23 protein-coding genes are annotated in these 25,337 nt (G+C 61.4%); 6 read left to right on the forward strand and 17 right to left on the reverse strand.

All coding sequences use genetic code 11. The features are described from left to right. Nucleotides 1-15: 15 nt before the first annotated feature. The 5 genes from CSC67_RS02285 to CSC67_RS02305 form a co-directional block, all read right to left on the reverse strand. Nucleotides 16-1,440 carry an MFS transporter gene (locus tag CSC67_RS02285; protein ID WP_118992885.1) on the reverse strand — a complete coding sequence of 475 codons (1,425 nt, stop codon included), beginning with the start codon at nt 1,438-1,440 and terminating at the stop codon, nt 16-18. 168 nt (nt 1,441-1,608) lie between these two features. After that, nucleotides 1,609-2,409, reverse strand: coding sequence for an ABC transporter ATP-binding protein (locus CSC67_RS02290; RefSeq protein ID WP_118992886.1), 801 nt, complete (start codon nt 2,407-2,409; stop codon nt 1,609-1,611). Continuing rightward, nucleotides 2,406-3,053: a DUF1989 domain-containing protein gene (locus CSC67_RS02295; protein ID WP_118992887.1), complete on the reverse strand. Its 648-nt coding sequence runs from the start codon at nt 3,051-3,053 to the stop codon at nt 2,406-2,408. The genes CSC67_RS02290 and CSC67_RS02295 overlap by 4 nt, the downstream gene beginning before the upstream one ends. A 47-nt stretch (nt 3,054-3,100) precedes the next feature. Beyond that, nucleotides 3,101-3,859 (reverse strand): ABC transporter permease, encoded by a 759-nt coding sequence (locus CSC67_RS02300; RefSeq protein ID WP_167752719.1) that lies wholly within the window; start codon nt 3,857-3,859, stop codon nt 3,101-3,103. After that, entirely contained in the window at nt 3,856-4,887 is a 1,032-nt protein-coding gene (locus CSC67_RS02305; protein ID WP_118992889.1) for an ABC transporter substrate-binding protein, read from the reverse strand. Before CSC67_RS02305 ends, CSC67_RS02300 begins: the two co-directional genes overlap by 4 nt. A 439-nt stretch (nt 4,888-5,326) precedes the next feature. Here CSC67_RS02305 and CSC67_RS02310 point away from each other — a divergent pair, with 439 nt between their 5' ends. Beyond that, a complete protein-coding gene (locus tag CSC67_RS02310; RefSeq protein ID WP_167752720.1) occupies nt 5,327-5,830 on the forward strand; it encodes a MarR family winged helix-turn-helix transcriptional regulator in 504 nt (167 codons plus the stop codon). Between the two features lie 168 nt (nt 5,831-5,998). Here CSC67_RS02310 and fdxA read toward each other — a convergent pair whose 3' ends face one another. The 5 genes from fdxA to CSC67_RS02335 form a co-directional block, all read right to left on the reverse strand. Further along, nucleotides 5,999-6,343: a ferredoxin FdxA gene (gene fdxA / locus CSC67_RS02315; RefSeq protein WP_118992891.1), complete on the reverse strand. Its 345-nt coding sequence runs from the start codon at nt 6,341-6,343 to the stop codon at nt 5,999-6,001. A 167-nt stretch (nt 6,344-6,510) separates the two neighbouring features. Beyond that, the gene (locus tag CSC67_RS02320; protein ID WP_118992892.1) at nt 6,511-7,023 is read right to left on the reverse strand and encodes a low affinity iron permease family protein; all 513 of its coding nucleotides are present in this window, start codon (nt 7,021-7,023) and stop codon (nt 6,511-6,513) included. A gap of 159 nt (nt 7,024-7,182) precedes the next feature. Next, nucleotides 7,183-8,223, reverse strand: coding sequence for an ABC transporter substrate-binding protein (locus tag CSC67_RS02325; protein WP_118992893.1), 1,041 nt, complete (start codon nt 8,221-8,223; stop codon nt 7,183-7,185). Nucleotides 8,224-8,295: 72 nt separating this feature from the next. Beyond that, nucleotides 8,296-8,997 carry a class II aldolase/adducin family protein gene (locus tag CSC67_RS02330; RefSeq protein WP_118992894.1) on the reverse strand — a complete coding sequence of 234 codons (702 nt, stop codon included), beginning with the start codon at nt 8,995-8,997 and terminating at the stop codon, nt 8,296-8,298. Between the two features lie 11 nt (nt 8,998-9,008). After that, the gene (locus CSC67_RS02335; RefSeq protein ID WP_118992895.1) at nt 9,009-10,292 is read right to left on the reverse strand and encodes an aromatic ring-hydroxylating oxygenase subunit alpha; all 1,284 of its coding nucleotides are present in this window, start codon (nt 10,290-10,292) and stop codon (nt 9,009-9,011) included. A 306-nt stretch (nt 10,293-10,598) separates the two neighbouring features. Here CSC67_RS02335 and CSC67_RS02340 point away from each other — a divergent pair, with 306 nt between their 5' ends. Together CSC67_RS02340 and CSC67_RS02345 are read left to right on the forward strand one after the other, a co-directional pair. Continuing rightward, a complete protein-coding gene (locus CSC67_RS02340; RefSeq protein WP_245220094.1) occupies nt 10,599-11,192 on the forward strand; it encodes a MarR family winged helix-turn-helix transcriptional regulator in 594 nt (197 codons plus the stop codon). After that, a complete protein-coding gene (locus CSC67_RS02345) occupies nt 11,189-12,367 on the forward strand; it encodes a Gfo/Idh/MocA family oxidoreductase (RefSeq protein ID WP_118992896.1) in 1,179 nt (392 codons plus the stop codon). The genes CSC67_RS02340 and CSC67_RS02345 overlap by 4 nt, the downstream gene beginning before the upstream one ends. A gap of 43 nt (nt 12,368-12,410) precedes the next feature. Here the strand turns inward: CSC67_RS02345 and CSC67_RS02350 are convergent, their stop codons facing one another. Both CSC67_RS02350 and CSC67_RS02355 read right to left on the reverse strand, forming a co-directional pair. Continuing rightward, nucleotides 12,411-15,809, reverse strand: coding sequence for a molybdopterin-dependent oxidoreductase (locus CSC67_RS02350; protein ID WP_118992897.1), 3,399 nt, complete (start codon nt 15,807-15,809; stop codon nt 12,411-12,413). 224 nt (nt 15,810-16,033) lie between these two features. After that, on the reverse strand, nt 16,034-16,933 hold the full coding sequence (locus CSC67_RS02355) for a LysR family transcriptional regulator (protein WP_118992898.1): 900 nt from the start codon (nt 16,931-16,933) through the stop codon (nt 16,034-16,036). A 185-nt stretch (nt 16,934-17,118) separates the two neighbouring features. On the opposite strand from CSC67_RS02355, the gene CSC67_RS02360 reads away from it, so the two are divergent. The 3 genes from CSC67_RS02360 (at nt 17,119) to CSC67_RS21170 (ending at nt 20,316) form a co-directional block, all read left to right on the forward strand. Beyond that, nucleotides 17,119-17,370, forward strand: a complete 252-nt coding sequence (locus CSC67_RS02360) for a DUF4148 domain-containing protein (protein ID WP_118992899.1) — start codon at nt 17,119-17,121, stop codon at nt 17,368-17,370. A gap of 153 nt (nt 17,371-17,523) precedes the next feature. After that, complete coding sequence (locus tag CSC67_RS02365) at nt 17,524-19,158, forward strand: Na+/H+ antiporter (RefSeq protein WP_118992900.1); 1,635 nt, start codon at nt 17,524-17,526, stop codon at nt 19,156-19,158. Between the two features lie 345 nt (nt 19,159-19,503). Next, complete coding sequence (locus CSC67_RS21170) at nt 19,504-20,316, forward strand: hypothetical protein (protein ID WP_135227421.1); 813 nt, start codon at nt 19,504-19,506, stop codon at nt 20,314-20,316. Nucleotides 20,317-20,856: 540 nt separating this feature from the next. Here the strand turns inward: CSC67_RS21170 and CSC67_RS02375 are convergent. From CSC67_RS02375 to CSC67_RS02395, 5 genes are all read right to left on the reverse strand, one after another. Then, nucleotides 20,857-21,525 (reverse strand): flavin reductase family protein, encoded by a 669-nt coding sequence (locus CSC67_RS02375; RefSeq protein WP_118992902.1) that lies wholly within the window; start codon nt 21,523-21,525, stop codon nt 20,857-20,859. 93 nt (nt 21,526-21,618) lie between these two features. Then, nucleotides 21,619-22,176: a MarR family winged helix-turn-helix transcriptional regulator gene (locus CSC67_RS02380; protein ID WP_118992903.1), complete on the reverse strand. Its 558-nt coding sequence runs from the start codon at nt 22,174-22,176 to the stop codon at nt 21,619-21,621. Nucleotides 22,177-22,185: 9 nt separating this feature from the next. Continuing rightward, nucleotides 22,186-23,205: a DODA-type extradiol aromatic ring-opening family dioxygenase gene (locus CSC67_RS02385; RefSeq protein WP_118992904.1), complete on the reverse strand. Its 1,020-nt coding sequence runs from the start codon at nt 23,203-23,205 to the stop codon at nt 22,186-22,188. Beyond that, nucleotides 23,202-24,143, reverse strand: a complete 942-nt coding sequence (locus CSC67_RS02390) for an alpha/beta hydrolase (protein WP_118992905.1) — start codon at nt 24,141-24,143, stop codon at nt 23,202-23,204. The genes CSC67_RS02385 and CSC67_RS02390 overlap by 4 nt, the downstream gene beginning before the upstream one ends. Beyond that, a complete protein-coding gene (locus CSC67_RS02395) occupies nt 24,140-25,297 on the reverse strand; it encodes an FAD-dependent oxidoreductase (protein ID WP_118992906.1) in 1,158 nt (385 codons plus the stop codon). Before CSC67_RS02395 ends, CSC67_RS02390 begins: the two co-directional genes overlap by 4 nt. Nucleotides 25,298-25,337 lie beyond the last annotated feature (40 nt).

Below are 25,337 nucleotides of genomic sequence, written 5' to 3' on the forward strand. Positions count from 1 at the left end.
GCGGCCCTAGCAGCGCTAGCCCCTCAGGCTCCTTCTGCCGCGCACGACCTGAATCACGAAGTACGCCGCCAGGCCCGGCGCCAGAGCCACGATGAGCAGCAGGGCCAGAGCCGCCTGGGCCGTGCCCTGCACGCCGCCCGGGTCCGTGAAGCCCGCCGCATTGATGATGGCCCCGCCCACCGCCGCGCCCAGCGCCATGGCATACAGCTGTATCGTGATGATGGCCGACGAGGCCATGTTTTCCTGCCCGGCCGGCGCGACCTTGAAGACATGGGTCAGCAGATGGGGCCAGCACATGCCTATGCCCAGCCCCACGCCCACCAGGGGCACCACGACCACCCAGCGCAAGAGGGCATCCTGCAAAGGCTCCCACGGCAGCATCAGGCCGAGGCTGGCCAGCGAAAGAGCCGATATGATCGGGCCGATGCGTACGTAGACGTCTGCGGTGCGCGAAGTGCGGCTGGTGCTCGTGATGGCGCCTATCGTCCACCCCGCGGACATCAGAGCGCCGAGATAGCCGGCGGCCAGAGGCGAGTGGCCGTGCAGCACCTGCAGGAAATAGGGGATGAAAACCTCCACGGTAATGCCGATGTTCAAGAAAGCCACACACAGATAGATACTGCCCAGCCGCTTGAGTTCGTAGGCGCCATGAGGCATGAGCCTTGCATGTCCCCTCGCGTCCAGACGGGCGACCACGATACCGATCGCCAAAGCCACCACAACGCCCAATACACTCCAGCCCAGATGCGCGGCCAAACTGGCCATGGCGACGGCCAACACTGAAAGAACCAACAATGAAATCTGGCTAAGTGGTATGCGCGCATCGCCATTAATCGGTATCGACTCCGAACGTGAGGCGATTTGCGTCTGAACTAGACCTGCCAGAAGAAGCGCGACTGTCAACACGGCACCGAACGCCCAGCGCCAGTGTCCGGCATAGGCAAACACCCCACCGATAGCAGGCCCCGAAAGCGCCGCGACGCCCCACATGCTGGACACCAATGCCATGGCTTTTGCCCATAATCGCTCGGCAAATACGATGCGGATGGACGAATAGCTCAGCCCTAGTAGTAGTCCGCCACCGATACCTTGCAAGGTGCGTCCGATCAGCATCCAGCCCATGGCGAGCGCTAGCATGCAGAGCGTCGTGCCTAAAGCGAAAAAACCGATCGCTGTCAGAAATGCGCGTCTTGGCCCTAAAGCCTGCATGGCCTTGGGCGACAAAGACGAGCTGAAAATGGATGCCGCTACGAACAAGGTAATGTTCCAGGCGTAATAAGACAATCCGCCAATGTCACCCACCACGGACGGCAAAATAGTCGCCACAATGTATAAATTGACGGCGTGTAACGCAACGCCACCGGCCAGCGCAATGGAACGCAAAGCGTTACGGCCGCTTAGCAGTTCGGACCAAGACGCCGAGCTCTCTGCTCGAGACATAAAACACCCCCAAACGGACTCGCCCGGCGATGACTGCAACGGGCAGGCTGCACTGTATCACGGGGGGACGTTAAGACGGACCGGGCGTAGCCCTCGACACAGACGATATCCCTTTTGTGGCAATAACTCGATGATCAGGCAAATGCGGAACGCCTTGAACAGCCGGTGTCAGGCAGTGATGGAGCCCAGACCCAAAAGCTCGCGAATATGCAGCGCCAACTCGTCGGAATGACGGTGGGCCTGGGTAAGGCCATCCCGCGACTTTGGCAGATCGACCTCGAGAACGGCTGCGACGCGTCCGGGCCGAGAACTCATCACCACGATCCTATCGGACAGATAAATGGCTTCGTTAATATCGTGGGTTACCAGCAATGTCGTCTTATTGCCGTGGGCGCAAAGCCGAGCCAATTCCGCATTTAATTGCTCACGCGTGATGTGATCGAGCGCGCCGAAAGGTTCGTCCAACATCAGAATGTCGGGATCAAACAGCAGAGCTCGAGCCAACGCTACCCGCTGTCGCATACCGCCGGACAATGTGCCGGGATAGGCCGAAGCAAAAGCGCTCAAACCGACCATCTCCAGCAACTCGTCCACGCGGCTTTCGAGCGGTTTGATGGCCCTTCCCTGGAGGAATGCAGGGAGTAGAACGTTACCCCGTACGGTTTCCCAAGGCATGAGTGCGGGGGTTTGCAGCATGACGCCGATTGAACCTTGCGCCAACTTGGGCGAGCTGCCATTCACCGTAATGGTGCCCGAAGTCGGCGTTTCCAGGCCGATGATCATGCGTAGCAAAGTACTTTTTCCACAACCGCTAGGGCCCAGCAACGACAAAAACTCGCCTCGCCGCACTTCCAGGCTGGTGGGAGTGAGCGCCGGCATCTCTTCGCGCCCACGCCGAAATACCTTGTTGACGCCGTCCAGGCGGATAATCGCTTCTGGCGCTGCTGCGTCCGTAGGATACGCACTCATTTTTTTTCGTTTAAATGATACACAACGCAATCTAGAGACGTAGGGTTCCAGCCGTTCACCGCGTTGCGCTCTTGCGGACAAGCGCTGATAGCGACGAGGAGATCCATCTCGGCGCGCAGGTCGATGTAATCGCCAGCCTTGGAAGGAGGCGCGGCTATTTCCGCACGGCCGTCAGGGTGATGGATGACATTCATGAATGGAGTGAATGCGCCCGGGATGTCTTTTTTTCCAATGCCCCATTCGCGAAGCGCCGCGGTGAGATTGTCGCGGCAGTTGTGAGTGCCCGGTATACCGTAGCGTACCAGGTTCATTTCTTCGGAACACATCAGCGCTCCCGGATAATTGCGACCTACCTTATCGTCGATGATGGTGAACATCGGATTGCAGTCGTCGCTGTATACGATGTCACCCTCTCGGGGGTTATAGGTGCCGCCTAGAAGCATCGTGGATTCGCCGTTGACGCGTTCTTTGTAGTCGTGGAGATTGAAGGCCACCAAATCGGCCACTTGCTGGCCCTCGGTGTCGATGATGCGGAGAATATTGGAACGCCGCATCGTAAAGGACACGTATCCCCGTGCGGGAATGTGAAGGGACTGGAGTTCTTCTGCGTTGTCGGGCAAGCCTGCAGCCTGTTGGGTTTTCATACTTGTCTTTCTCCTATTTTGTAAATTTATTGTCGATTGATCAGAGCTTATGCCCGCTTCCAGGGCATGACGGCCCACTCAATGAGCCTTACTGCGTTAAAGAGCGCCAGGCCTAGTATCGCCAAGCTCAAGACGCCCGCCCACATGACGTCGGGCTGCGTTCTGGAACTGCCTTGTAGAATCAGATATCCCAGACCGGAATCCGTGGCGACGAACTCACCGACCACCGCTCCAATGACGGAGAGCGTAATGGCAACCCGCGCCCCCGAAAAGAAATAGGGCGCGGAGTTGGGTAATGCGACATAGCGCATGGCACGCCACCGACTTGCGCCCGAGGCTCGAGTGATATCGAGCAAGTCTTTGGGAACTTCGTCTATGCCTGCCAAGGTACTGACCAGAATGGGAAAGGTCGCAATCAAGACGACCACAGCGATCTTGGGCGGCGAACCAAAGCCCAGCGCAATGACAAGGAGCGGCGCAACGGCAATCGTGGGAGTTACCTGTGTGACAACGAACAGCGGCAGGAACATGTCGCGAAGCGCGGGAATCAAGGCAAACACAATCGCCACCACCATCGCTAGCGCCAAAGCAATGCCAAATCCAGCCAATACGACCTTGAGCGTTTGCCAACCCTCGTAGAAGATGACTTCCGTGTGCGAAAAGCAGTAGCTGGCTATTGCACTGGGCGCCGGCAGCACAATCGAGCCCGGATGCAACACCCCGGCCCAGACCTGCCACACGGCGAGGATGAGTGCCAGGCCAATCAACGGCTTGACGTTTTTAGCCGCGATGCTCCGGTAGTTCATTGGGCCTCGATGAATTCGTTCGTGAATAACTCGGCTTCTGGCAGTTTCTTGGCCTGGCCGCCAAATTGCATCATGACGTCTTGTACAGCAGTCCATCCCTCGGAGGTCATGTTCACCGACGCAGGATCAGCAAAGAAGGCATGCAGGACGTCTATTTCTTTTTCAAAATAGTCGAGGTCGCCTCGGCTCGCCTTGGCTAGAACCTCCGCGACTTGGCGAGGTTGCGCCGCCGTAACTTCAAGGCCTTTCTTAAAGCCTTGAAGGATCGAGCGCACTATGTCGCCATGCTGCTGAGCAAAATCATTGTTGACGATTAGAACCGGCCCATAAACATTAAAGTTATTTTCGGCCCATATGATCCTGCGGAACGTATTTGGCAGCGTTACGAACTCTTGCACGTATCCGTCTATGGCATCGACACGGCCAGCCTGCAGCGATGGGACACGCGCCGAGAAATTCATCCCGACGAATTTGACGTCGTTTTCCGAGAGGCCGTTGGCTCTCAGCAAGGCGGGCAGCAATACACTTGTAGACGCTTCCGGAAAGTCGCCGATCGACTTTCCTTTCAAGTCACTTATTTGTTTGATCGAAGAGTTTTCGGAAACCATGGTGACAGCAGGCGTGTGTTTGAGCAACAGAGCAATCGCTTTGACCTTTGCCCCTTTTGCCACAGCGACACTGACCGACCCGGCATCAGCGATACCCACTTGAGCCCTGCCCTCGGATACGAGTTTGATTGTCAGCGAAGAGCCGCCGCCTGGCTCGATGGCCAAATTGGCCTTATCGATATAACCCATATTTTGGGCGGCGTAGATGGGAGCGTGGAGCCCGTCGGGCACGTAGTCGAGCGCAAACGTGACATCTGCTTTAGCGGGCGATTTCTTCCCTCCGGCTTGGCTTTGGGCCAGGGCACTGGTACTAGCGCTGGCCATCGCTATGGCACTGGTCGCTATAGCAACCATGAGGATGGAGGACTGCTTTGCAAGTGAACGCATATTCGAACTTGCACGCTTTATAAATGTATTCATATCTCACTCCTTTGTTTTTTATTGATGTCCGTATTAAGGCAACCACCTTTTTATATTGGCCCGAGTGACGAAAACCTGCTCCACACCGGCCTCGTTCAATGCTTATGTGGGCATTGAGTGCTCCCATGCAGCTTCGTATAATTGATTTATCATAAATATGTTTTATTCATAACCAATTGCTTTTATACGATTTTTTAAATTCTATACTCTACTGTTTTGACAAGTAAATTAGTAAAAACGCGTATACGCGAAGCACACCCGCTACAGTAAATTGACTGGGCGCGGCACTTCAAATTGGTCCCCGGCCCACCGGTAAATGCGAGGAATCGACCTGGATGTCTGCAGACTCGGCGTGCATCCATGCGCCGGCCCTTCCGGCCTCAAGCGACACAGCGCGGTTGATACAATTGCCCCCTCCTACTCTCGAACAGTCGATGCAATGCCAAGTACTTCTGCACCTTGTCCGTGGGAACATATAGAGCCTGATGGGTCCAATCTGACCATCGAGGACTTTCTCTCCGTGCATATCGTGCGGATCGCCACACACCTGAAACGCGTGCCTGTTCCCTACACCAAAGGAATCGGCTTGACACTGCCGCAATGGCGACTGCTGTCCGCCATCGCCCATCATCAATCCATGCCGATGAAAGAACTCGCCAAGGCCTCTGCTACGGATCGAGCCTTGGTCAGCCGCACCGTCAAAGAGCTACTCGAACAGAAACTGCTCAGTACGGCCTCAATGAATACGGGAGACCGATCACTCACCTGCAGCATCACCCCGAAAGGCGAGAAGCTGGTCAATACCGCCATGCCGCTTGCTCGCATGCTCCATGCGCGGATATTGCTGTCGCTCGACACCGAGGACCGCGTCAAGCTGTATGAGATTTTGCAGAAATTGCAGACAACACTCTGCATCGATGAAAACACGGAAGAATCCAAGTAGAGACCCGCGCTTACACACCCTTTTCAGGCGCGGCGCCCACGCGCGAGTGAACGGTCCACCGTTTTGCTGCCAGCGGGCTGGAGTATTTGACGTCAACACTGGGGCCTGATGGGCCGGCCTGATGCCCAATGGCCAGGATGGAATGCCGTAAAGCTGGCGGCCGACAACCTATCCGACGGACGCGCGGTAATCCAGAAGAGCCAGCTTGTCTTTGATTCCGGCCCATTTTTCATGGTCGGGCAAGGGGCTCTGAACCTGCGAAATACGCCGATAGCGGGGATCCTGCGACAGAACACGATTGATTTCTATGAAATGCCGCTGATCATCGGGGATTTCCTGGTCGCTGACGATAGCTCCAACCGGGCATTCGGCCACGCAGATGGAGCAGTCGATGCACTCGTCGGGATGGATGGCAAGGAAATTGGGGCCTTCGAAGAAGCAGTCCATGGGACATACACTGACGCAGTCCGTGTATTTGCATTGGATGCATGCCTCGGTTACTACAAATGTCATGGGAGAACCTGCAATGAATCCCCGCCATTTTACGCTACGGGCCATTGCAGCGCTGTGAATTCGGCGCCAACGCCGGGGCGTGCGGCAGCGCCCGGGCCTTCATCGAGACATGCCGCCCGCCGTGGCGGGCCGCGCGAAGACAGCCGGCCCGAAATCCGGCATGCCCATCACGTCGGCTTGCCGTCTTCGCCGTCTTTGGCTTTTTTCTCTATCTCGAATTCGACGGACCGTTCGGATTGCGTCTCTTCCGATGAAGCGCCGGACTTTTCATGTCGGCGCCGGCTGTGCGAGGTGACCTTGGCTTCGATGGACGCCAGGTCACACCCCTCGTCGCGGCCTATTTCCTCTAGATGGCGCCGAAGCTCCTGGAGCTCGGCGTTGCTCAGTTGGTCGACGTTGATCATGCCTGTGCGCGCGCCCTTGACCACCCGCAGCAGCTCGTCCAGCTTGAGCTGGACGGCGATGGCGTCGCGATTCTGGGTATTTTGGATGAGGAAAACCATCAGGAAGGTGATGATGGTGGTTCCGGTGTTGATGACAAGCTGCCAGGTATCCGAATACCCGAACACGGGGCCGGACACCGCCCATAGCAGGACAAGGCCGATCGCGATGGAAAAGGACCAGGGCGTTCCGGCCCATTGCGCAATGCGTTCGGACAAGTAGCGAAATTTGTCTTCCATGATGTGCTCTCCGTACGGGCGCAAGGCTTGCGCTCGACCGAAGAGTACGCAAAAAAGCCCGGCGGCGCCCACGGCGGCCACATAGCAAACTTCATGCCGGCCCGCCGGCCACGCCGCCTTTGGGCGGCATTCCGCCAGTACTGGTCCCTTGTCTGCCTCTCAGGGCGTCTTGCCCAGCACTTGCTCGAAAGACTTCATCCATTCGTCCTGCCGGTCCAGCGCCTGGCCCGGGTCGACCATGGTGACGACCACGCCCGTGAAGGGCGTCTTGATCTTCTCGGTGACCACGACATAGTCCATGTCGGCGAGTATCTTCTGGCCCTCGTCCAGCATGAAATCGTAGAACAGCAGCGCGGCGTTCGGATGAGGCGCCTGGTTCAGCACGGCCAGCGTGCTGAACTGGCCAATGACGGGATCCAGGGCCAGCCCCTCGATGGGCGCGCCCTTGGTCTTGAGCTGCTCGGGATTCCAGCTGTAAACCGTCAGGGCGAGCGGCACCTCGCCCGAGGCCACCAGCGAGGTCAGCAGCGAATGCCCCTTGCGAAACGACATGCCGTTGGCGGAGACGATGTCGGAAAACAGTTTGCGGCCCTTTTCTTCGCCCATGGTCTGCAGCAAAGTGCCGAACCAGGCGAAGTTGAAGGCCTCCACGCCCAGCTTGTTCTTCCATTTCGGGTCGAGCAGGTCTTCGTAGCGCTTCGGCACGTCGTCGGCCTTGACCTTTTCGGTGTTGTAGGCGGCGGTCCAGACGTCCATGGTCAGGCCCACCCAGGCCTGATGCCCGGGCACGGCCTTGGCGCGCAGGTCGGAGAAATGGGGCGACCATACCGGCCGCGACAGGCCCTCGCGATGCAGGGCCTCGTTCTCGGGGGCATTGTTCTGCACGATGTCCACATCGTGCCGGCCGCCGCGCGCCTCGGACACAATGCGCTGCAGCAGGGCCTCGGAACCGGCACGCCAGTTCTTTACCTTGATGCCGTACTTCTTGCTGAAGGCGTCGATGGCCACCGTCAGCTTGGGATAGGCATGGTAGACGGTGAGCTCGCCTTCTTTCTTGGCGGCCTCCACCAGGCGCTCGTGGCGATCGGACCCCTGGTACGTGGCCAGGTCTTCCGCCGCCTGCGCCATGGGCGCCAAGGTATGACAGGCCGCGGCGGCGACGGCCGCCGCCAGCACTTTCAGGGTTTTGCGCTTCAGCATGTGTGTCTCCTGGGTGGGCACGCCGCTGCAGCCGGCATGCCGATCGGTATCGTTATGGTTGGACTTGCGCGGCTAGGCCGCCTTTCTCAGCGAGCGTCGCCGCAGATAGTCGAAATTGACTTCGTATTGGGCGGGACGCGTGATGTCGAAGTGCAGCTTCTCGACCTCTTGAGCCGAGAACTCCTGGCCTATGCCCCCGGCCGCTTCGGCCAGCAGCTGGATCTGGCAGGCGTTGTCCAGCATGATGGCCAGTATGGTGGCCTCTTCGACCGTCTTGCCGGCCAGCGCCACGCCGTGATTGCGCATCAGCACCGCCTTGCAGGCGCCCAGGGCTCGCGCCACGCCCCGGCCCATTTCCTGGCTGCGGATGAGATTGATGGTGTCGGTGTAGTACGGCAGCCCGTCGGCAAAGGCGACCGCCGGCTGGCTGATGGGCCGCAGCGGCCGGCCGGTGGCCGACAGGGCCACGGCGTGGGCGGGATGGGAATGGATGACGCTGTTCACGTCGGGCCGCAGCCGGTAGATCTCGGAGTGGATGAAGACCTCGCTGTGGCGCTTGCCTTGCCCATCGACCTTCTCGCCCTCCAGATTACAGACCACGATGTTTTCGGGCGTGATTTCATCGAAGCCGTGGCTGTGCGGCTTCATCAGGAAAAGCGCGGGGTCGCTCGGCACGCGTATCGACACGTGGCCGCGAGTGAGATCGCCCTGCCCCGCATCTTCGAGTATCTTGCCCGCGTCGATCAGTTTGCGCTTTGCTTCGTCCAGCGTCATGGCGGTTCCTTTCAGTAGAGGCTTTCTGCGGGTTCGGTTCGCTCTTGGGTCCTGCCGGGCTCGAAGATGCTCACCAAGTCGGAAGCAATGGGCGAATACTTGGCGTGGGTGCGCAGCATGAAGCTGGAGAAGCCGTCGCTGTTGTGGTGCTTGTCGCGCTCGTTGGGCAGTTCGATGCAGGTATTGCGCGCCGCATCGCGCACCAGGCCGATGGGGTCTTTGCCCTCTTCGAGCTTCTTGAGTTCGCGCCGCAGCACGTGGCGATACAAGGCGATGCCCACATCGGACGAGCCCAGGTGTTCCTGCGTGCGGTCGGCCACCGCCCCTTGGGTGACCCACGCCATCATGTCCTGGCCGTCGACGTTGTCGACGATGAATTCGCCGTTCTCGTCTTTATAGGGCACGTCGTATACGTGCACGGTGTCCAGCAGGTGACCGGGCACCTGGGCCCCCGCCGGCGGCTGATAAGCGTTGTACCAAAGATGCATGGTGTGCTCGTCGTCCACCGGCACGCGTATCTGGAATGAATAATAGCGATTGCGGTCGCCCCCGTTACCCACCGCCAGCATGTTGGGAAACACGATGGGATGGCCCACGCGCCAATCGTCCGATTCTTCGGAATGGCCCTCGAGCAGGCGGTGCTTGGTGATGCCGAACTCGAACTCCTTGAAGTCGATCTTTTGGTGCCTGGCGCTGATGGCCACCTTGATGCCTTCCTGTTCTTTCTGGAATTCGTAATGATGGCCATGCAGCCATTCGGTATGGATGGGGTCGAGAGAGTTCTCCATGACCTGCAGCCAGTTCACCGGCAGTAGCGTGCGTCCCATCATGCGGATCGTGCCTTCGGCCACGAAGCCGTCGAAGTGCGGCAGCAGCGGCGCCGGCTGGGGCCCCAGGTAGGCGAACAGCAGCCCGCCCAGTTCCTGCACCGGATAGGCCGTGGTCGCCACCGAGTCGCGAAAGGCCTGGTTGTCGGGTTCGTAAGGCTGGTTCAGGCACTGTCCGGCGCTATTGAATTCCCAGCCATGATACGGACATCGGATGCCGTCCCGGGTGGGAATGCCATGCGCGAACGAGGCGCGCCGATGCGGGCATTGTTCGGCGATCAGGCCCAGCTTGCCCTGCCGGTCGCGGAACAGCACCAGGTCTTCGCCCAGCAGCCTTACCCGTTTCGTCCAGGCTTTTTCGAGTTCGACGGCAGCCGCAATCGGCTGCCAGTAGCGCCGCAGCAACTCACCCATGGGAGTGCCCCGCGACACCTGGGTGAGCTTGGCGTTCAGTTCAGCAGTCAACATCGTGGTTTCCTCTGTCGTAAGTGGGCAGCCGCCGCCCGTGCGAGGCGGCCGAAGCAGCCTGAATGGCGTTCCATTTTCAAGCCTTCGACTCGATAATAAACTTCGGTACCTAAAAATACAACTCATCTATATCAATTCGGTATTGAATGCCGGGAAATCCCTGATTGGCGGGAGGTAGAACTTTTCAAACCGGAATGGAAGCCTATGATAGCTATCCAGCTTTTTGAAGGGCATCACTTCGAATACATTCCAAATTTCAGCGTATTGGCCTAGAATGACTTTGGTACCAAAGTTTTTAGGACACCCGTGACTCCTACCCGCTACGCACCGGAAGACGAAGCCTCGCCTGCGCTCCTGCGCGAAACAGGCCCCCATGAACGCATCCTCCACCTGATCAAGGTGGCTTTTCGCGGTTCGTCGCGTGCGCTTCAGTCGCGCCTGCGCCAGCACGGCGTGCTATACGGACACTGGACGCTGCTGCGCATCCTGTGGCAGCTCGACGGCATGACGCAGCGCCAGCTCAGCGAACAGGCGGGCATCATGGAATCCACCGCTTTCGGCGCCTTGCAGGCGATGGAAAAACAGGGCTACATCACGCGCCGGAAACTGCCCGGCAACAACAAGCAGATCCGCATCTTTCTTACCCCGCAGGGCGCGGCGCTGCGCAACCTGATCGTGCCCCTGGCCGAAGAAACCAACCGCATCGCCATCACCGGCATTCCCGACGAAGACCTGGCGGTCACACGCCGCTCTCTCGTCGCCATCATCGAGAACCTGAACGTGGATGAAATGGCGCAAGCCGCCGTCAGGGAACCCGGCCAAGCTCCCGAGACACGCCCCGTGTCCGCAGGCCAGGCATCCATCCGCGCCAAACCGACGCCGGACGAGAGCGCCTCATGAGCGCCCCGCGCACCGACCCGGTCGCCATCGGCATCGCCGGCCTGGGCGCGGCGGGCCGGGCATTCCTGCCCGCCATCGCCCGCCATCCCGGCTTTCGCCTGGCCGCCGCGGCCGAACCTTCGGCGCAGGTGCGCGGCGAGGCGCTGGCCGGCCTGGGTGCCAAGGGTTACGACAGCGTGCAGGCCATGCTGGCCCATCCCGGGCTGCAAGCGGTCTACATCGCCACGCCCACCGCGCTGCATCCGCAGCACGTGCTGCAAGCCTGTTCGGCCGGCGTTCACGTCCTGGTCGAGAAACCCATGGCGACGGGGCTGGACGAAGCGCGCACCATGGTGCAGGCCGCCCAGCGGGCGGGCGTGATCCTGCTGGTGGGCCACTCGCACAGCTACGACATGCCCATACACGCCATGCGGCGCATCATCGACACCGGCAAACTGGGCCACGTGCGCATGGTCAACACCTGGTGCTACACCGACTGGGTCTATCGCCCGCGCCGCCCCGACGAACTGGACGAACGGCAGGGCGGCGGGGTCGCCTACCGCCAGGGGTCGCACCAGTTCGACATCATCAGGCTGCTGTGCGGGGGCAAAGCGCAAAGCGTGCGCGCGCGCACCTTCGACATGGACCCCTCGCGTCCCGTCATAGGCGCCCATGTCGCCTATCTGGATTTCGCCGACGGCGCGGCGGCCACCGCCGTCTACAACGGCTACGGCCGCTTCTCCAGCATGGACCTGACCTTCAACGTGTCCGAATGGGGGCATCTTCAACCGCCCGGCAGCCGGCCCAAGACATCGGCCGGCGGTTCCGATCCACAGGCCGAGCTGGCCGCCAAGCAGGCGCGCGCCCGCGGCGCCATCCCCGCCGACGCGCCGCTGCAGCCCTTCTTCGGCCTGACGCTGGTCAGTTGCGAAGGCGGCGACATACGCCAGTCGCCCCAGGGCCTGCACGTGTTCACGCCGCAGGGCGTCGAAGACATCGCCCTGCCCACCGACCGCAGCCCGCGCGACCTGGTCATGGCGGAATTCCACGATGCCATCACCGGCCGCGCGCCCGCCATCCATGACGGCCGCTGGGGCCTGGCCAATCTGGAAGTCTGCGCGGCCGCCATCGAATCCTCCCGCCGGGGCGGCGACATACGCCTGCGCGAACAGGTCGGACTGCCCATCCGGCCATGAATCGCGATAGCCTTGTTCCCATTGCGTCGTCCGACGCAGGCCGCTATATGTCCAGCACCAGATCGGACCCCGGAATAGCCTGGCACGTAAAGCATTTGTCCTCGGCCGCTTCGGCCATGGGCACGAGATGCCGCACCCGTCCGGAAAGCACGTCCAGCACGCAGCTTTCGCATTGCCCCACCCGGCATCCGCTGGGCATGGCGATGCCCAGCGCCTCGGCGAACGCCAGCAAAGTGCCATCGGCCGGACTCCACGTCGCCTTGCACTGTGAACGCGCGAAATGCACATGGAACTTCTGCCGGCTGGCCGGAATGGGCGCCGCGGGAGATCGAAACTCTTCCTTGAAGATGTCGAAAGCCGGAACACCGCGCTTTACCAGCGCATCGGTCATCGCCTGCATCATGGGCTGCGGCCCGCACATATAGAAGCGGGCGCGGCGCTCGATGTAGTGGTCCGATATGGCGCAGGATGAAATCCGGCCCACGCGCTGATAGTCGTCCCCCACCCGGTCGCCGGCCAAGGGCGACTCGTAGTAATTGATCAGGGTGAGGTTGTCCAGGCGCTCGTCCAACTCGTCGAGCCGGGCCTTGTAGGCATGGCTGCGGCTGTTCTGGTTGGCGTAATGCAGCACCACTTCGGGAGACGCATCGCCAAGCGCCAGCGATTCCAGGTAGCTCAGGAACGGAGTAATGCCCACCCCGCCGGCAATCAGCACCACCGGAAGAGACGACACGAGCGGCATGACGAAGCTCCCGCCGGGAGCTTGCAGGCGCACCACATCGCCGCGGCGCAGGTTCTCGGCCGCATAGCCCGAAAACGCGCCCCCCGGCACGTGTTTCACGGCGATGCGATACGAGCGCCGCTCGGCCTGGCGGGCCGCACCCACCAGCGAATACGTGCGGGTCACTTCGCCATGCGCAGGCACGCTGGCGATCCTGATGGCAACATGCTGGCCCGGCTGATAATCGGGCAGCAGGCCATTGTCCACCGGTTCGAACTCGAGGCAAGTGACGCCGTTCGACTCGGGCCGCAAGCCGGCTACGCGAAACGGCCTGAAGCCGGTCCATCGGCGCCTGTGCGTGTCCAGCGACGGATCCAGGGCGAGATTGCACATCAGCGAGCGATGCGGCACTGAACCGCTCAAGGGATCGGCATGTTCCGAACCGGCCAGCGCATTGAAGTTGCTGCTTTCCGGACCGGACACCGGATAGCCGGGCTGGCCAAGGTCGTCGCATGCCTGCCACCATCCATATTCGGCCATCACCACGCCCGGATGCAGCGAGTCGTTGAACCGGGCCTTGAAGCGCGCCCGTCCCGACCGCGTGGTCACCAGCATCCAGTCGCCGTCCCGCACGCCATGGCGCGCCGCAAGCTGCGAATGGACCTCGACCACCGGAAACGGAGCGCGCTTGCGCAACGACGCAATGATCCGGTGCTGGCTGTGGCAGTAGTAGCCGCTCTTCGTCGAACTGAGCACATAAGGATAGGCGGCGGCCTCTTCGTCCGCCGGATGCTCGGCCGGTTCCACGAACCGGGGCACCGGCGGATAGCCGTGGCGATGCAGCTTTTCGGAATACAGCTCCACCCTGCCGGTCGGCGTGGCAAAGCCGTTGACGCCCTTTTCGCACGCGGCGGCGTACTTGCGCTCCGCCTGCCGGAGCGGGCGGCGCACACCCTCCGGCTGCTTGCGCAGCGTTGCCACGTCCAGGCCCAATGGATCCAGCATGTGGTTCCACCCCGCCTCGAGGTCGCCGCCGAAGAACGCCTCGTCCATGCCCAGGCGGATGGCGAGCTGGAACACGATGTCGTTGTCGGACCGCGACTCTCCGCGCGGCGAAATCATGCGCTGGCGCAATTGAATGTGCTCCTCGGCCTCGGCGCTGACCTCGAAGCCGATGCGCAGGCCCTCGCGCTCCCATGGCGTGTTCACCGGCAGCACGATGTCCGCGTAATGCGTGGTGGGCGTCTCGAACAGATCGCAATGCACATGGAAATCCAGTTTGGCGAAGGCTTCGCGCGCCCGTTCGGGATCCGCATGGGCCACGACGGGGTTGCTGCCGAAGCCCATGAAGGCGCGCACTTGATAAGGTCTGGCGTCGATGATCGCGTCGTACAAATCGCGTGCCGTGATCCAGCCCGTGGCCGGCGGGCCGAGCGGACGGCTGCTTAGGCCAAGCGCCTTGCGGCGTTGGTCTTCGGGCAGCAGGTCGATCGAATTGACGCGGTTGGCCGGCTGGCGGTTGTACACCACGTTGCCGCCTTTAGTGTCAAAACAGCCCGTCAAGGCATACAGCGTGGCGATCGCACGCTCGGTCTGGCTGGCGTTGCTGTGCTGGCCGACGCCCGTCCATGCGTGGTAGGCAATCTTGCGCGCCGCCATGATGGCCTCGGCCGCCGCGCGAATCTCGGCCTCGGGCACCCAGGTGATCGCCGCCACGCGCTCGGGGGTATATGCGTCGCAAGCGTCGGTGAAGTGCTGGAATGCGGGCCGGCAGGCAATGCCGCCCACCACGTATTCGCCGCGCAGGGCCAGCCCGGATGCCGGTTCGCCCGAGTAGTCCAGATGACGCTCATAGGGCTTGGCCGCGCCAAGCCGCTCATCCCACACCATGAAGACGTCCTCTTCAGCATCCGCATGCACGTCCGCTTTGCGCAGGAACAAGCCGTTGTCCTCGCGCACCAGCAGCGGCGCGTTGGTCCATGCCCGCACGAAGCCTTCGTCGAAGCGGCCGTGCCGCAACAGCAGATGGGCCAGGCCCAGCGCCAGGGCGGCGTCCGTGCCCGGACGCACGCGCAGCCAATGCTCCGCCTGCCCCGCCAGCGCCGTACAGCGAGGATCGATGACGATCATCTTGGCGCCGTGCGACCGCCCCTGGCTGATCGCCGCCGCCTGCGACAGCCATACATTGGCCGGGTTATGGCCCCACAGCATGATCAGGTCGCTATTGGCGTAGTCCGCCGTCGGCATGCCGCAGCCGAAGGTGAAGGCGTGGGCGACATCCTTGTGCCAGTTGCAGATCTCGGTCGCATAACAGGTGTTCGGGCTGCCGAAAATCCGGATGAAACGCTCGATCCATTCGATGCTGTCGCACAAGGGGGTTCCGCTGGGCGTCGTGACGCCGAACGCCACCGCTTCGGCGCCATGAAGCCGGCGCACCTCGCCCAGGCGTTGCGCCACCTCGTCCAGCGCTTCATCCCATGAAATGCGCTGCCAGCCTGGGTCGGGATCGCCCTTGGGCCGGGTGCGACGCATGGGATACAGCAGCCGGTGAGGATTGTGCACCAGCTCGGGCGCGGCCTTTCCTTTGGTGCACATGGCCTTGCCGGTGGGGTGGCCGGCGGCGGGCCGCGCGCTGACCAGCCGGTCGTTTTCCACGGTATAGATAGAACCGCAGCGTGAACGGCACAGCGTACAAAAGCCGGTCTTCTCTTGAACTGTCATGTCTTTCAATTGCCTGGGAAAACAATATCGCCCTAGAAGGGCACAGGGCTGGACTGCAGGGTCAATGCCTTTACAGTGTAGAAAGACGCCCATTACTTGGTACACGCTCGAAGCTCTAGGGTTTACCCGCTCATATATTTCTTTTTGTAAATGTCATATTGACGGGGACGCCGGGTTTCCTGGGTCTATCCCATGCCCTTCTCCGCGTGCCATCCGTTCCTCCGTCATGCGCCGTCGCCTTGCATGCGTTCGTCCATGAACTTAAAAAATTGTTCGATCTTCGGTGATCGGTAGCCCTTGTACGCATAGACCGCATACAGGCTGAAAGGCATGTCGAAAAATGGCGCGAGGCACTCCACGAGCCGGCCCGCCGCCAGGTCTTCCTCGACGTCCCAGAGAAACTGCATGCCGATGCCGCAGCCTCCTTGTATCCACTGATACAGCACGTCGCCGTTATTGCTGACCAGCCGCGGCTCGACCACCACGTCGCGGGCGACGCCGCCCTCGCGAACGGACCAGCGGTTCATCAGGTGGCGGCCGCGGACAAAGCACAGGCAGTCGTGGCGCAGCAGATCGTCGGGCCTGTCCAGTTCGCCGCGCCGTGCGATGTAGGAGGGAGAGGCACACAGGACGAGACGGCTTTCGGTGAGCTTGCGCGCCACCGCATTGGCGGCCGAGGGCAATTCGATCTGGAAGAGAATGTCCAAGTCGTCGTCCTCGAGGTCCAGGGGCCGATCGGACACGCGGAATTCGATCTGCAGTTGGGGATGCAGTTGCGCAAAGCGTGCGATTTCCGGCGCTAGGCGGGTGCGGACCATGCGTTGCATGGCCCCCACATGCAGGCGCCCGATCAGGCTGTGCGCGTGGCTCACCACCTCGGCTTCGGCCTCTTCGACCTCGACCAGGATGCGCTGCGCCCGCTCCAGCAGCGCATGGCCTGCCTCGGTCAATTCGAAGCGCCGGGCGCTGCGCTCTATCAGACGCGCGCCCAGCCGCGCTTCCAGCGCCGCAAGCCGCCGGCTGACGGCGGGCGGCGAACTGTCCAGTCTGATTGCCGCCGCCGTAATCGAGCCAGCCGCCGCAATCTCGACGAACAACTTGAATTCGCTGATCGGATCAGCCATTAGTATTTCCTTTTTTATGATTCCACTTTTAGGAATTTTAAATTGCTTTTACCCCTGTTTATACGCCTTGGTACTCAACTTAGAATTCACTTACAGGAAACTTGCAGCAGCCGAGAGCGTAACAGCACATATCTCGCCGCTGCGGCAAGCCTCTTTTTTCAACTTCACTGCAAGCAAGGAAAATCATGAAAACCACGCTTTCCGCCCTCACCCTCGGATTCGGTCTGCTGGCTTCGGCCGCTTCGGTCAGCGCCCTGGCTCAGAACGTCGACCAAGAGCAACTGACCCGCCAGGAGGTCCAGCAAGACTTGCAGGCCTGGCGCGACGCCGGCTTCAGCGAGAATGCCTACATCGCCCTGTCCTACGACACGTTCAGCGACGCCTACAAGAGCCGCCTCGCCAAATACCAGCAGCTGCGCACGGCCAGCGCCAAGTAAAACCGCCCCCTTCGGGCCTGCTTCGATCCATGGATCGAGCACGCCGTCCATTCCGTCTGTGTCACAATAATGCGGTCCTGTGCGCCCATCGGCGCACGGCACGCAACATAGAATGACACCGGACGACTCACGCACCCATACCAAGAGGGCGCCATGCATGCGGTAGGCATCGCCCTCGCCATGCTGGCCGCTGTATTGCTCAGCGGCGTGCTGGCGCGCCTGCTTCCCCTGCCGCTGCCCCTGATCCAGATCGCCCTGGGATTCCTGATCTCCGCAGTCTTCGAACAGGGAGTCCAGCTGGAGCCGGACATCTTCTTCCTGCTTTTCCTGCCGCCCCTGCTGTTCCTGGACGGCTGGCGCATTCCCAAAGAATCGCTGTTCCGGGAGAAGCTGGGCATCGTGCAGCTGGCTTTCGGCCTGGTGCTGCTGACCGTGGCGGGACTGGGCTATCTGCTGCATTGGATGATTCCGGCCATGCCGCTGCCGGTGGCGTTCGCCTTGGCCGCCATCGTGTCGCCCACCGACCCGGTCGCCATTTCGGCCATCACGCGGCGCAGCCCTCTTCCCCGGCGCATCGCTTCGATCCTGGAAGGCGAGTCGCTGTTCAACGACGTCAGCGGCCTGGTCGCCTTCCGGTTCGCCGTGGCGGCCGCCCTGACGGGAACCTTTTCGCTGAGCATGGCCGCGGCCTCGTTCCTCTGGACGGCTCTGGCGGGCCTGGCCATCGGCGTGGGCGTGGTGCTGCTGGTCAACTACGCCAAGAACTGGTTCACGCGCCGCTTCGGCGAAGAGCCCGGCTCGGAGGTGCTGGTCAGCCTGCTGACTCCCTTCGCCGCCTATGTGGTCGCCGAGCACGTCGAGGCCTCGGGCATTCTTTCCGCGGTCGCGGCCGGGGTGGCCATGAGCTACGCCGAACTGTCGGGCGGCGCTCTGGCCGTGACGCGCGTGAACCGCAAGGTCATCTGGGACATGCTGCAGTTCACATTGAACGGCATCATGTTCGTGCTGCTGGGCGAGCAGTTTCCCGCCATTCTGGACGGCGCGGTGACGGTCGTGCAGGAAGCCGGGCACCACGAAGTGTGGTGGCTGGCCATCTATGTGTCCGTGATCTGCCTGGCCCTGATAGTGATCCGCTATGCCTGGGTCTATGCGTCTCTCAGAATCAGCCACGTATACGAGTCCCGTAAACGCCGCGACGCCACGCCCGTCAGCCGGCGCATGATCCTGGTGCTGGCGCTGGCAGGCGCGCGCGGGGCCATCACCATGGCGGGCGTCATGACGCTGCCCCTGGCGCTGCCGGACGGCAGCGCCTTTCCGGCGCGCGACCTGGCCATCTTCCTGGCCGCCATGGTCATCATCACCTCGCTGCTGGTTGCCAGCATCGCCCTGCCCGCGCTGCTGCGCGGACTCGAGCAGCCTGTGGAAACCCGGCGCCACAGGCAAGAGGACCTGGTCAAGAGAATGGCGCACGACGCGGCCGTAAAAAGCGTCGGCCAGACGCTGAACGAGCTGCTCGAATCAAGCTCCGCGCCGGACGCGGCGGTTTACACCGATGCGGCCAACCGGGTGCTGGCCGACCTGCGCGACCACCACGATGAGCCGGACGGACAGGCCGACCTTCAGGAATACCGCCGGCGCCGCGAAGCGGAACGCCGGATGAGGCTTGCCGCCATCTCCGCTTCGCGCCAGGCCATCTTCGACCTGGCCCGCACCCACCGCATTTCGGACGAGCTGGCGCGGGAGCAGGTCCAGTTGCTGGACCTGCAGGAAGTGCGGCTGAACCATTAGAGTCCCTTTTGGCTTGGCCGCCGAAACTCCGAACGCTGCCGGACATAATGCTAGATACCAGCAGTCCGGTCGAACTGTAGGCAGTAACACACGCCCCTATCAGCAAAGCCATGTCTTAGATGTTCCATACCGACTCTGTCGCCCCAGCTTTCCGGTAATGGCGTCGATTGCTACGCCAACCCTGATGGAGAGTTTATTTTTTGTTTCGGCCTTCCACCCTTGAAATTGGCAACATGAGGAAGAAAACATTAAATCAACTATTCGCCATCAAATACGCCATTTAGTTGCGCTCATTGCCAAATGACGGTAATATTCGCCCAATTAGTCTCGCGCCGGACGAAATCCATGGAAAACGACAATAACGCTAAGCCATCTCCTGCAAACGAAACCAGTACCAGCCAAATGCGCTCAACCATCGAGTTCCCTTACACGGATCTCGACAATGCCGTTGCTGTAGCACGGGCAGTCCATCAGGCTGGCGGCACTGCGTGTGAATCTGAACAACTCGCAGCTCAATTGGGAATCGAAGCCAGTGGCGGGGGATTTCGCCTACGAGTTAATGGGGCCAAGGTCTATGGTCTTATTACATATGAGCGCGGTGGCCGTATTTCGCTCACTGAGTTGGGTCGAAAAATGATCGATCAAAATCAAGAGCGTGAAGCACGAGTGCTGGCCTTTATGACTGTCCCTCTGTATAGCCGAGTTTATGATGAGTTCAAGGGCAGTGCACTTCCACCTCAGGCTGGATTGGAGCGTACACTTGAAAGAATAGGCGTTGGGGCTAAGGTGAAAGATAAGGCCCGTCAAGTGATGATGCGCAGCGCAAAACAGGCTGGGTTTCTTGATGCCGCTTCGGACAGATTGGTTAAGCCCGTAATTCGGCAGGATAACTCTACTACTAGTGGGCAAGGCACAGCCGCAGCAACAGAGATGCCCAAAGAGGACGGAAAGAGAAATGGAAGCCAAACTGTCGATGGGCTACATCCATTCATTCAGGGTTTACTTTCGACGCTACCTTCCATAGGCACCGCCTGGGGCGCTCAAGAACGCGTAAATTGGCTTAAAACAGCCGAAAGTATTTTCAAGATGATCTATCCTGATGACGAACATCGCGAGATTGACATCAACATTAAGGAGGACAAGAAAAGCCCGCAATAGGAGCGTGCAAAGCAAAACGCCCCAGCCCTGCCAGGCTGAAGCGTTTTTGGCGTTGGTTAAGGCTCGCGCCACCTACACCAGTTCTAACTCTGAACACCTAAAGTTTAAAGCCTTTAGGGGTATGGGGCAAGGTTTGCCTTTAATAACCTTGAAAGGTGACAGATGATTATCTGCTCTTACCCCAAGGCGGTACACGTCCGTCCATATGTCCGGTTTCGCCACGGTCGCTTGGAAAACGTATGTGAACATTGCCGCCGCTATCCAGGTCAACTGGAACTAGTGTTTCAGTAGATATGAGTTCTTAGTACGTTGAAGCGGCAGCGGGAATACCCGCTGCCGCTTTCTTTATGGGCCGTTACATATTTCAGCAACGATACAGATTGCCCAGATCCTCCCATAACTCGCTAAGCCACGTCAAAAACACTTTCGTAAAGACCTCTTGAGCGTAGCCCCATCTCGCGTAAAAGCGGTGAAGGCCAATTGTCGTAGCTTACAAGCCATCTAACTCAACCCATACCGCATCAGATGGCTATCCAGGCCTCACTCACCGGGCTCCAGCGGACGCTTGCGCTTGAAGATTTCGCCCAGCGAGGCGTAAAAAGGCCCGCCCAAGCGCGCCAGCGGGTCGATGGCGACGCTGTTCACATGACGTCCGTCGTAGACGTCCTTGGCAAGATGGAACATCACGATCTCGCCGATGTACAGCGTATTGACGCCCGCACCCAGCGGGACGATTTGCGACAGGCGGCACTCCATGTGCACGGGCGAAGACGCGACGCGCGGCGCGCCCACCACCTGGCTGGGCAGCAGCTCGATGCCCAGCTGCTCGGCCTCGCTGGTGTCCGCCCCGTATCTTGCGCTGCTGGCGTTCATGACGTCGAGCGCCGCCCGGGTGGTCACGTTCACCACGAACTCGCCGGTGTCACGGATGTTGCGGGCCGTGTCCTTCAGGCAGCCGTCATCGTGCAGGCCGATGTTGACGGCCAGCATGGGCGGCGTATCGGCCACGTAGTTGTACGAGCTGAACGGCGCGACGTTCACCACGCCGCCGGTGCTTCGCGTGCTGATCCATGCGATGGGGCGCGGCACCACGACGCCGGTAAGCAGCTTGTAGGCCTGCGAAGAGGAAAGGTCCGCGATGGGCAGGGAGGTGTACTCGCCGCTGCCGGAAACGCTGTCAGCAGGGTTGGAAGGAGGAGAAGCGCTCATTTACATTGACCGAGACAGGCCGGAATTCAAGACACAGAAATTGCAGGATACCGCATCCCGAGGCTTTCCATGTCGCGGTCCACCGCATCGTTCTCATTCGTTGATGCGGCTGTCTATCTTCTGAATCAGGGTCAACAGGCTGCGCCGCTGGGTACGCGTCAAACCGTCCAGCGCCTCGTCAATGATGGGCCGGGCGTGAGGCCAGGCTTTTTCGTATGCCTCCACGCCTTTCTGCGTCAGGAATATATAGGTATAGCGCGCGTCTTCGGGCTTGGGCTTTCTGACCAGCAAGCCGCGCTGCTGCATCTGGTCCAGGACACGGCTGAGCACGGGCAGCGTGAGGACGATGCGCTTGCTGAGCATGCCGATCGTGATGCCGTCGCCGAAGTAAAGTATCTGCAAAACGCGATAGTGCTGGGCGGTGATGTCCAGCGCCCGCATTCTGTCGGCCAGGTCCAGATTCAGCCGATTGATGATGCGGGAAAAATAATGCGCGACGTTGCCGTTCAACTGCCAGTCTTCAGGCAGGCCGGTGCCCCGGTTCTGGCCCGACTGCCCGTCTTGCGAAGGCGCCGCCTCGCCCGCGCGGGCCGAATCCGGCGTATCGCCGCGCCGCGCGGCGCCGCCGGAGTTAGAAGTTGTTTCGTTCATCCATAGACCTCAGTAAGGTTGGCGTCCGCCATACGTCAGAATGCCGACGCCCCCCATCCACTCCTTCACGGGCTCGTAGACCACCGTCCTGCCAGGCGCGCCGTCCAGCACACCCGCCAAAGCGATCCACATCGCCATCTCGTGCCCGCCGTTTCCTCCGGCACGTTCGACCGCATGGTAGTCCTGGCGCAGCAGATGCTCTATGTCGCCGCGCTCCAGGGCCGCCATGACCTCGCGATCCCATTCAACGTTGATCAACTGCTGGTCGCCCGCCGACATCCGGGCCTCGCGGGCGTGGAAATCGCGCCGCAAGTGAGGATCGGCAGCCCTCGCGACCGGACCTTCGCGCTGGGTGCGAAGCTGGCGTTGCAGCAGTTCGTCGTCGGCCGGTATGCGGTCCTCGTCGACGAACGGAGGCCAATGCGAGATGCCGCCCGAAGCAAGCAGAGCCACCCGCTCGGGCCGTTCGGCGATCACCTTGCGTATGCATCGTCCGAGCTCGTAGCTTCTACGCCATGTGGGCAAAGGCGGAGCAAAACAATTGATGAATACCGGCACCACCGGTATGTCGCGATCGGGCCAAAGGAATTTCTTGGGAATCAGCACATTGTGATTGAATTCGGCCGGGCCCGAACGCATCATATCAAAGCCGTCGGCAATGCATTGCTCGAGTATGCGCTTGCCGTAGCTGGCATCGCCCGGATGCGGGCGCCGTGTCATCTGCAGCCAATCCTGGGCATCGGGCGAGGGCCCGTAATGCACGTCGGATACGCTGACCGAGAACGTGGGCATATTGTTGAGCCAATACATGTCGAAATGGTCGTTGACGAAGGCTACGACGATGTCGGGCGCCGCTGCGTCGAGCTCTTGCCGGACCTGGCCGAAAGCCCGATGCAACCGCTCCATCTGATCGGCCGGCGGGGCATCCAGGCGGTCGCCCAGGCCGGGCGTATGGGTCATCGACACGGCGGCCACGATCTTGCCGCTCACTTCTGAATCGTATGCAACAGGCTTGCAGTGGGAAATCATGTCTGCTCCGTATTTCTGTGCGCCGGCGCGCCGGGCGAGCCCCGAACCTCTTCACCGGGCTTAAGCGGCGAATGCATGCTCGACAGCAGCTCGCGCGCGGCCCGCGTCCAGGCATGGCCCGGCTGCATGCATTGCAGGCTGGTGTCGAAATGGGAACTGTCCTGCAGTTCGATCCAGGACGTTTCAACGCCCGCGTGCGACAGCGCATCGACCATGAGGGGCCCCTGGGTCCTGATCCGGGGGAAATCATCCTCGCCCCAGGCGACGAGAAACCGTGTGGCGACCGGCCTCACGCGCAGGATGGGGCTGGCTTCGGCATCGTCCTCTTCCCGGGCGAGGAAATCGCGATAGGCGCGTTGCTGTCCCGCATCCCGCTGTTGCGGAGGCGCCCTCAGATCGAAGGGCGCGGAGACCGGCAGACAAGCCTTCACCACATCGGCAGGCAGGCCGCGCCGGACCAACCCCTCGCTGTCCAGGGCCGTCAATGCCGCAAGATGTCCGCCCGCGGAATGGCCACCCAGGGCGATGCGATCGGGGTCGCCTCCGTGGACGCCGATGTTCCGCCAGACCCATGACAATGCATCCTGGGTGTCCCACAGCGCATCGGGAAACCTCGACTCGGGCGACAGGCGGTATGACACCGATATGAAAATAGCCGGCAGGTCGATGAACAGCGGCGCCATGAAGCCCATCCATTCCTTGTAGCCGCAGGTCCATGCTCCGCCATGAAGAAACATCAGCACGGGCACCGGTCCTTCGGTAACCTCGGATGGCAGATAGACGTCCAGCTTTTGCCAGTAGTCGTCCCCGTACGGTATGTCCGGCACATGCTCGGCATGCGCCTGCACCGAGCGCGAGAGTTCGAGCACCCGCTCGGCGTAGGGGCCCGCTTCCGGATGCAGCAGTGCCGGACGCGGCGGCAGCGCGTCCATCGTCATGCCGCGTCCTCCGCCGCCACGGGCCTGGCGCCGGTCGGATGGCTGCGCGCGGTGCGCAGCCGCTGCGCGGAAAGCCAGGGATGACTGCTGGCGAAACCCATGGCCGCCGTGCGCAGTTCGTCGGGCCAGGAGGTCAGTACGCCATACAGCATGCTCCATAGCTGCGTGTGCTCGGTCAGTTCGCGCTCCCGCTCCTCCCAGCGCACGAGCGCCTGGGGGATGTCTTCACGCGAGGCGACCGCCCCCAGCTCATGAGCCAGCGACAGGCCGTTCTGCATGGCCGTGCCGCCGCCCTGGCCCAGGTTGGGCGGCATGGCATGGGCCGCATCGCCGGTCACGGCGACATGGCCCTGGGACCAGCGGCGCAGCTTCACCATCGAAAATCTATCCCACCGCGCAGTCGGTCCGATGCGCTCGATCAAAGACGCCAGGTGCGGAAAGCTGGCCGTCCAAAGGGCCTTGTCCACGGGGACCCGCGCCGCCTGGACGTCGTCATGCAGACACGTCAAGGCCATGTAGATCCAGTCGGGCGAGCAGGGCGTGACCAGGACACGCCGCGTTCCGTTCCAGTGCTCGACGAAACGGCCGTCTCCGTCCCCCGGCATGCGGGGGACCATGACGCGTATCGCGCCCTCGGAAAGCAGCTCGAACTGGCTCGCCAAGCCCAAAGAGTCCCTGACCCTGGAGTGCACGCCATCGGCGCCCACGACGACGTCCGCCGGCAAGGAGCTTCCGTCCCGCAGAAGAAGCCTGCCTTCGGGCGCGGCGCCGATCACCTCGGAACCGGTCGCCACCTCGGCTCCCGCGCCGACCGCCGCATTCAGCAAGGCCTGCAGCAGCTGCTGCCGGGGCAGCGCAAATACCTCTACCGCCCCTTCGCCCTGCACCGGCACCCGGGGGATCACATTGTTGTTGCAATCGCGCAGTTCGGACGCCGTGCCGCGATTGGCGCCGCGCAGCGCTTCTTCGCGCGCACCCACTGCCTCGAGCACCCTCAGGCCATTGCCCCATATATAGATGCCCGCCCCCGCCTCGCGGATTTCAGGGTTGCGTTCATGCACCCTCACTTTCCAGCCGCGTTGCGCCAGCGCCGCCGCCGTGGTCAGGGCGCACAGGCCGCCGCCCGCGATTTCCGCTCTAAACTGCTTGGTCATGTGATGTCTCCAATTCCATCATTCCTGATGCGCCGCCGAG

The sequence above is a fragment of the Pusillimonas caeni genome (assembly GCF_003545815.1).
GTDB classification, from domain to species: domain Bacteria; phylum Pseudomonadota; class Gammaproteobacteria; order Burkholderiales; family Burkholderiaceae_B; genus Pusillimonas; species Pusillimonas caeni.

Coding starts and splice junctions, on each gene's coding strand:
- fdxA (WP_118992891.1), bottom strand. CDS start 6,343: ATGACATTTGTAGTAACCGAGGCATGCATCCAATGCAAATACACGGAC.
- CSC67_RS02295 (WP_118992887.1), bottom strand. CDS start 3,053: ATGAAAACCCAACAGGCTGCAGGCTTGCCCGACAACGCAGAAGAACTC.
- CSC67_RS02310 (WP_167752720.1), top strand. CDS start 5,327: ATGCCAAGTACTTCTGCACCTTGTCCGTGGGAACATATAGAGCCTGAT.
- CSC67_RS02290 (WP_118992886.1), bottom strand. CDS start 2,409: ATGAGTGCGTATCCTACGGACGCAGCAGCGCCAGAAGCGATTATCCGC.
- CSC67_RS02360 (WP_118992899.1), top strand. CDS start 17,119: ATGAAAACCACGCTTTCCGCCCTCACCCTCGGATTCGGTCTGCTGGCT.
- CSC67_RS02395 (WP_118992906.1), bottom strand. CDS start 25,297: ATGACCAAGCAGTTTAGAGCGGAAATCGCGGGCGGCGGCCTGTGCGCC.
- CSC67_RS02385 (WP_118992904.1), bottom strand. CDS start 23,205: ATGATTTCCCACTGCAAGCCTGTTGCATACGATTCAGAAGTGAGCGGC.
- CSC67_RS02320 (WP_118992892.1), bottom strand. CDS start 7,023: ATGGAAGACAAATTTCGCTACTTGTCCGAACGCATTGCGCAATGGGCC.
- CSC67_RS02335 (WP_118992895.1), bottom strand. CDS start 10,292: ATGTTGACTGCTGAACTGAACGCCAAGCTCACCCAGGTGTCGCGGGGC.
- CSC67_RS02375 (WP_118992902.1), bottom strand. CDS start 21,525: ATGAGCGCTTCTCCTCCTTCCAACCCTGCTGACAGCGTTTCCGGCAGC.
- CSC67_RS02365 (WP_118992900.1), top strand. CDS start 17,524: ATGCATGCGGTAGGCATCGCCCTCGCCATGCTGGCCGCTGTATTGCTC.
- CSC67_RS02355 (WP_118992898.1), bottom strand. CDS start 16,933: ATGGCTGATCCGATCAGCGAATTCAAGTTGTTCGTCGAGATTGCGGCG.
- CSC67_RS02390 (WP_118992905.1), bottom strand. CDS start 24,143: ATGACGATGGACGCGCTGCCGCCGCGTCCGGCACTGCTGCATCCGGAA.
- CSC67_RS02345 (WP_118992896.1), top strand. CDS start 11,189: ATGAGCGCCCCGCGCACCGACCCGGTCGCCATCGGCATCGCCGGCCTG.
- CSC67_RS21170 (WP_135227421.1), top strand. CDS start 19,504: ATGGAAAACGACAATAACGCTAAGCCATCTCCTGCAAACGAAACCAGT.
- CSC67_RS02285 (WP_118992885.1), bottom strand. CDS start 1,440: ATGTCTCGAGCAGAGAGCTCGGCGTCTTGGTCCGAACTGCTAAGCGGC.
- CSC67_RS02330 (WP_118992894.1), bottom strand. CDS start 8,997: ATGACGCTGGACGAAGCAAAGCGCAAACTGATCGACGCGGGCAAGATA.
- CSC67_RS02305 (WP_118992889.1), bottom strand. CDS start 4,887: ATGAATACATTTATAAAGCGTGCAAGTTCGAATATGCGTTCACTTGCA.
- CSC67_RS02380 (WP_118992903.1), bottom strand. CDS start 22,176: ATGAACGAAACAACTTCTAACTCCGGCGGCGCCGCGCGGCGCGGCGAT.
- CSC67_RS02350 (WP_118992897.1), bottom strand. CDS start 15,809: ATGACAGTTCAAGAGAAGACCGGCTTTTGTACGCTGTGCCGTTCACGC.
- CSC67_RS02325 (WP_118992893.1), bottom strand. CDS start 8,223: ATGCTGAAGCGCAAAACCCTGAAAGTGCTGGCGGCGGCCGTCGCCGCC.
- CSC67_RS02300 (WP_167752719.1), bottom strand. CDS start 3,859: ATGAACTACCGGAGCATCGCGGCTAAAAACGTCAAGCCGTTGATTGGC.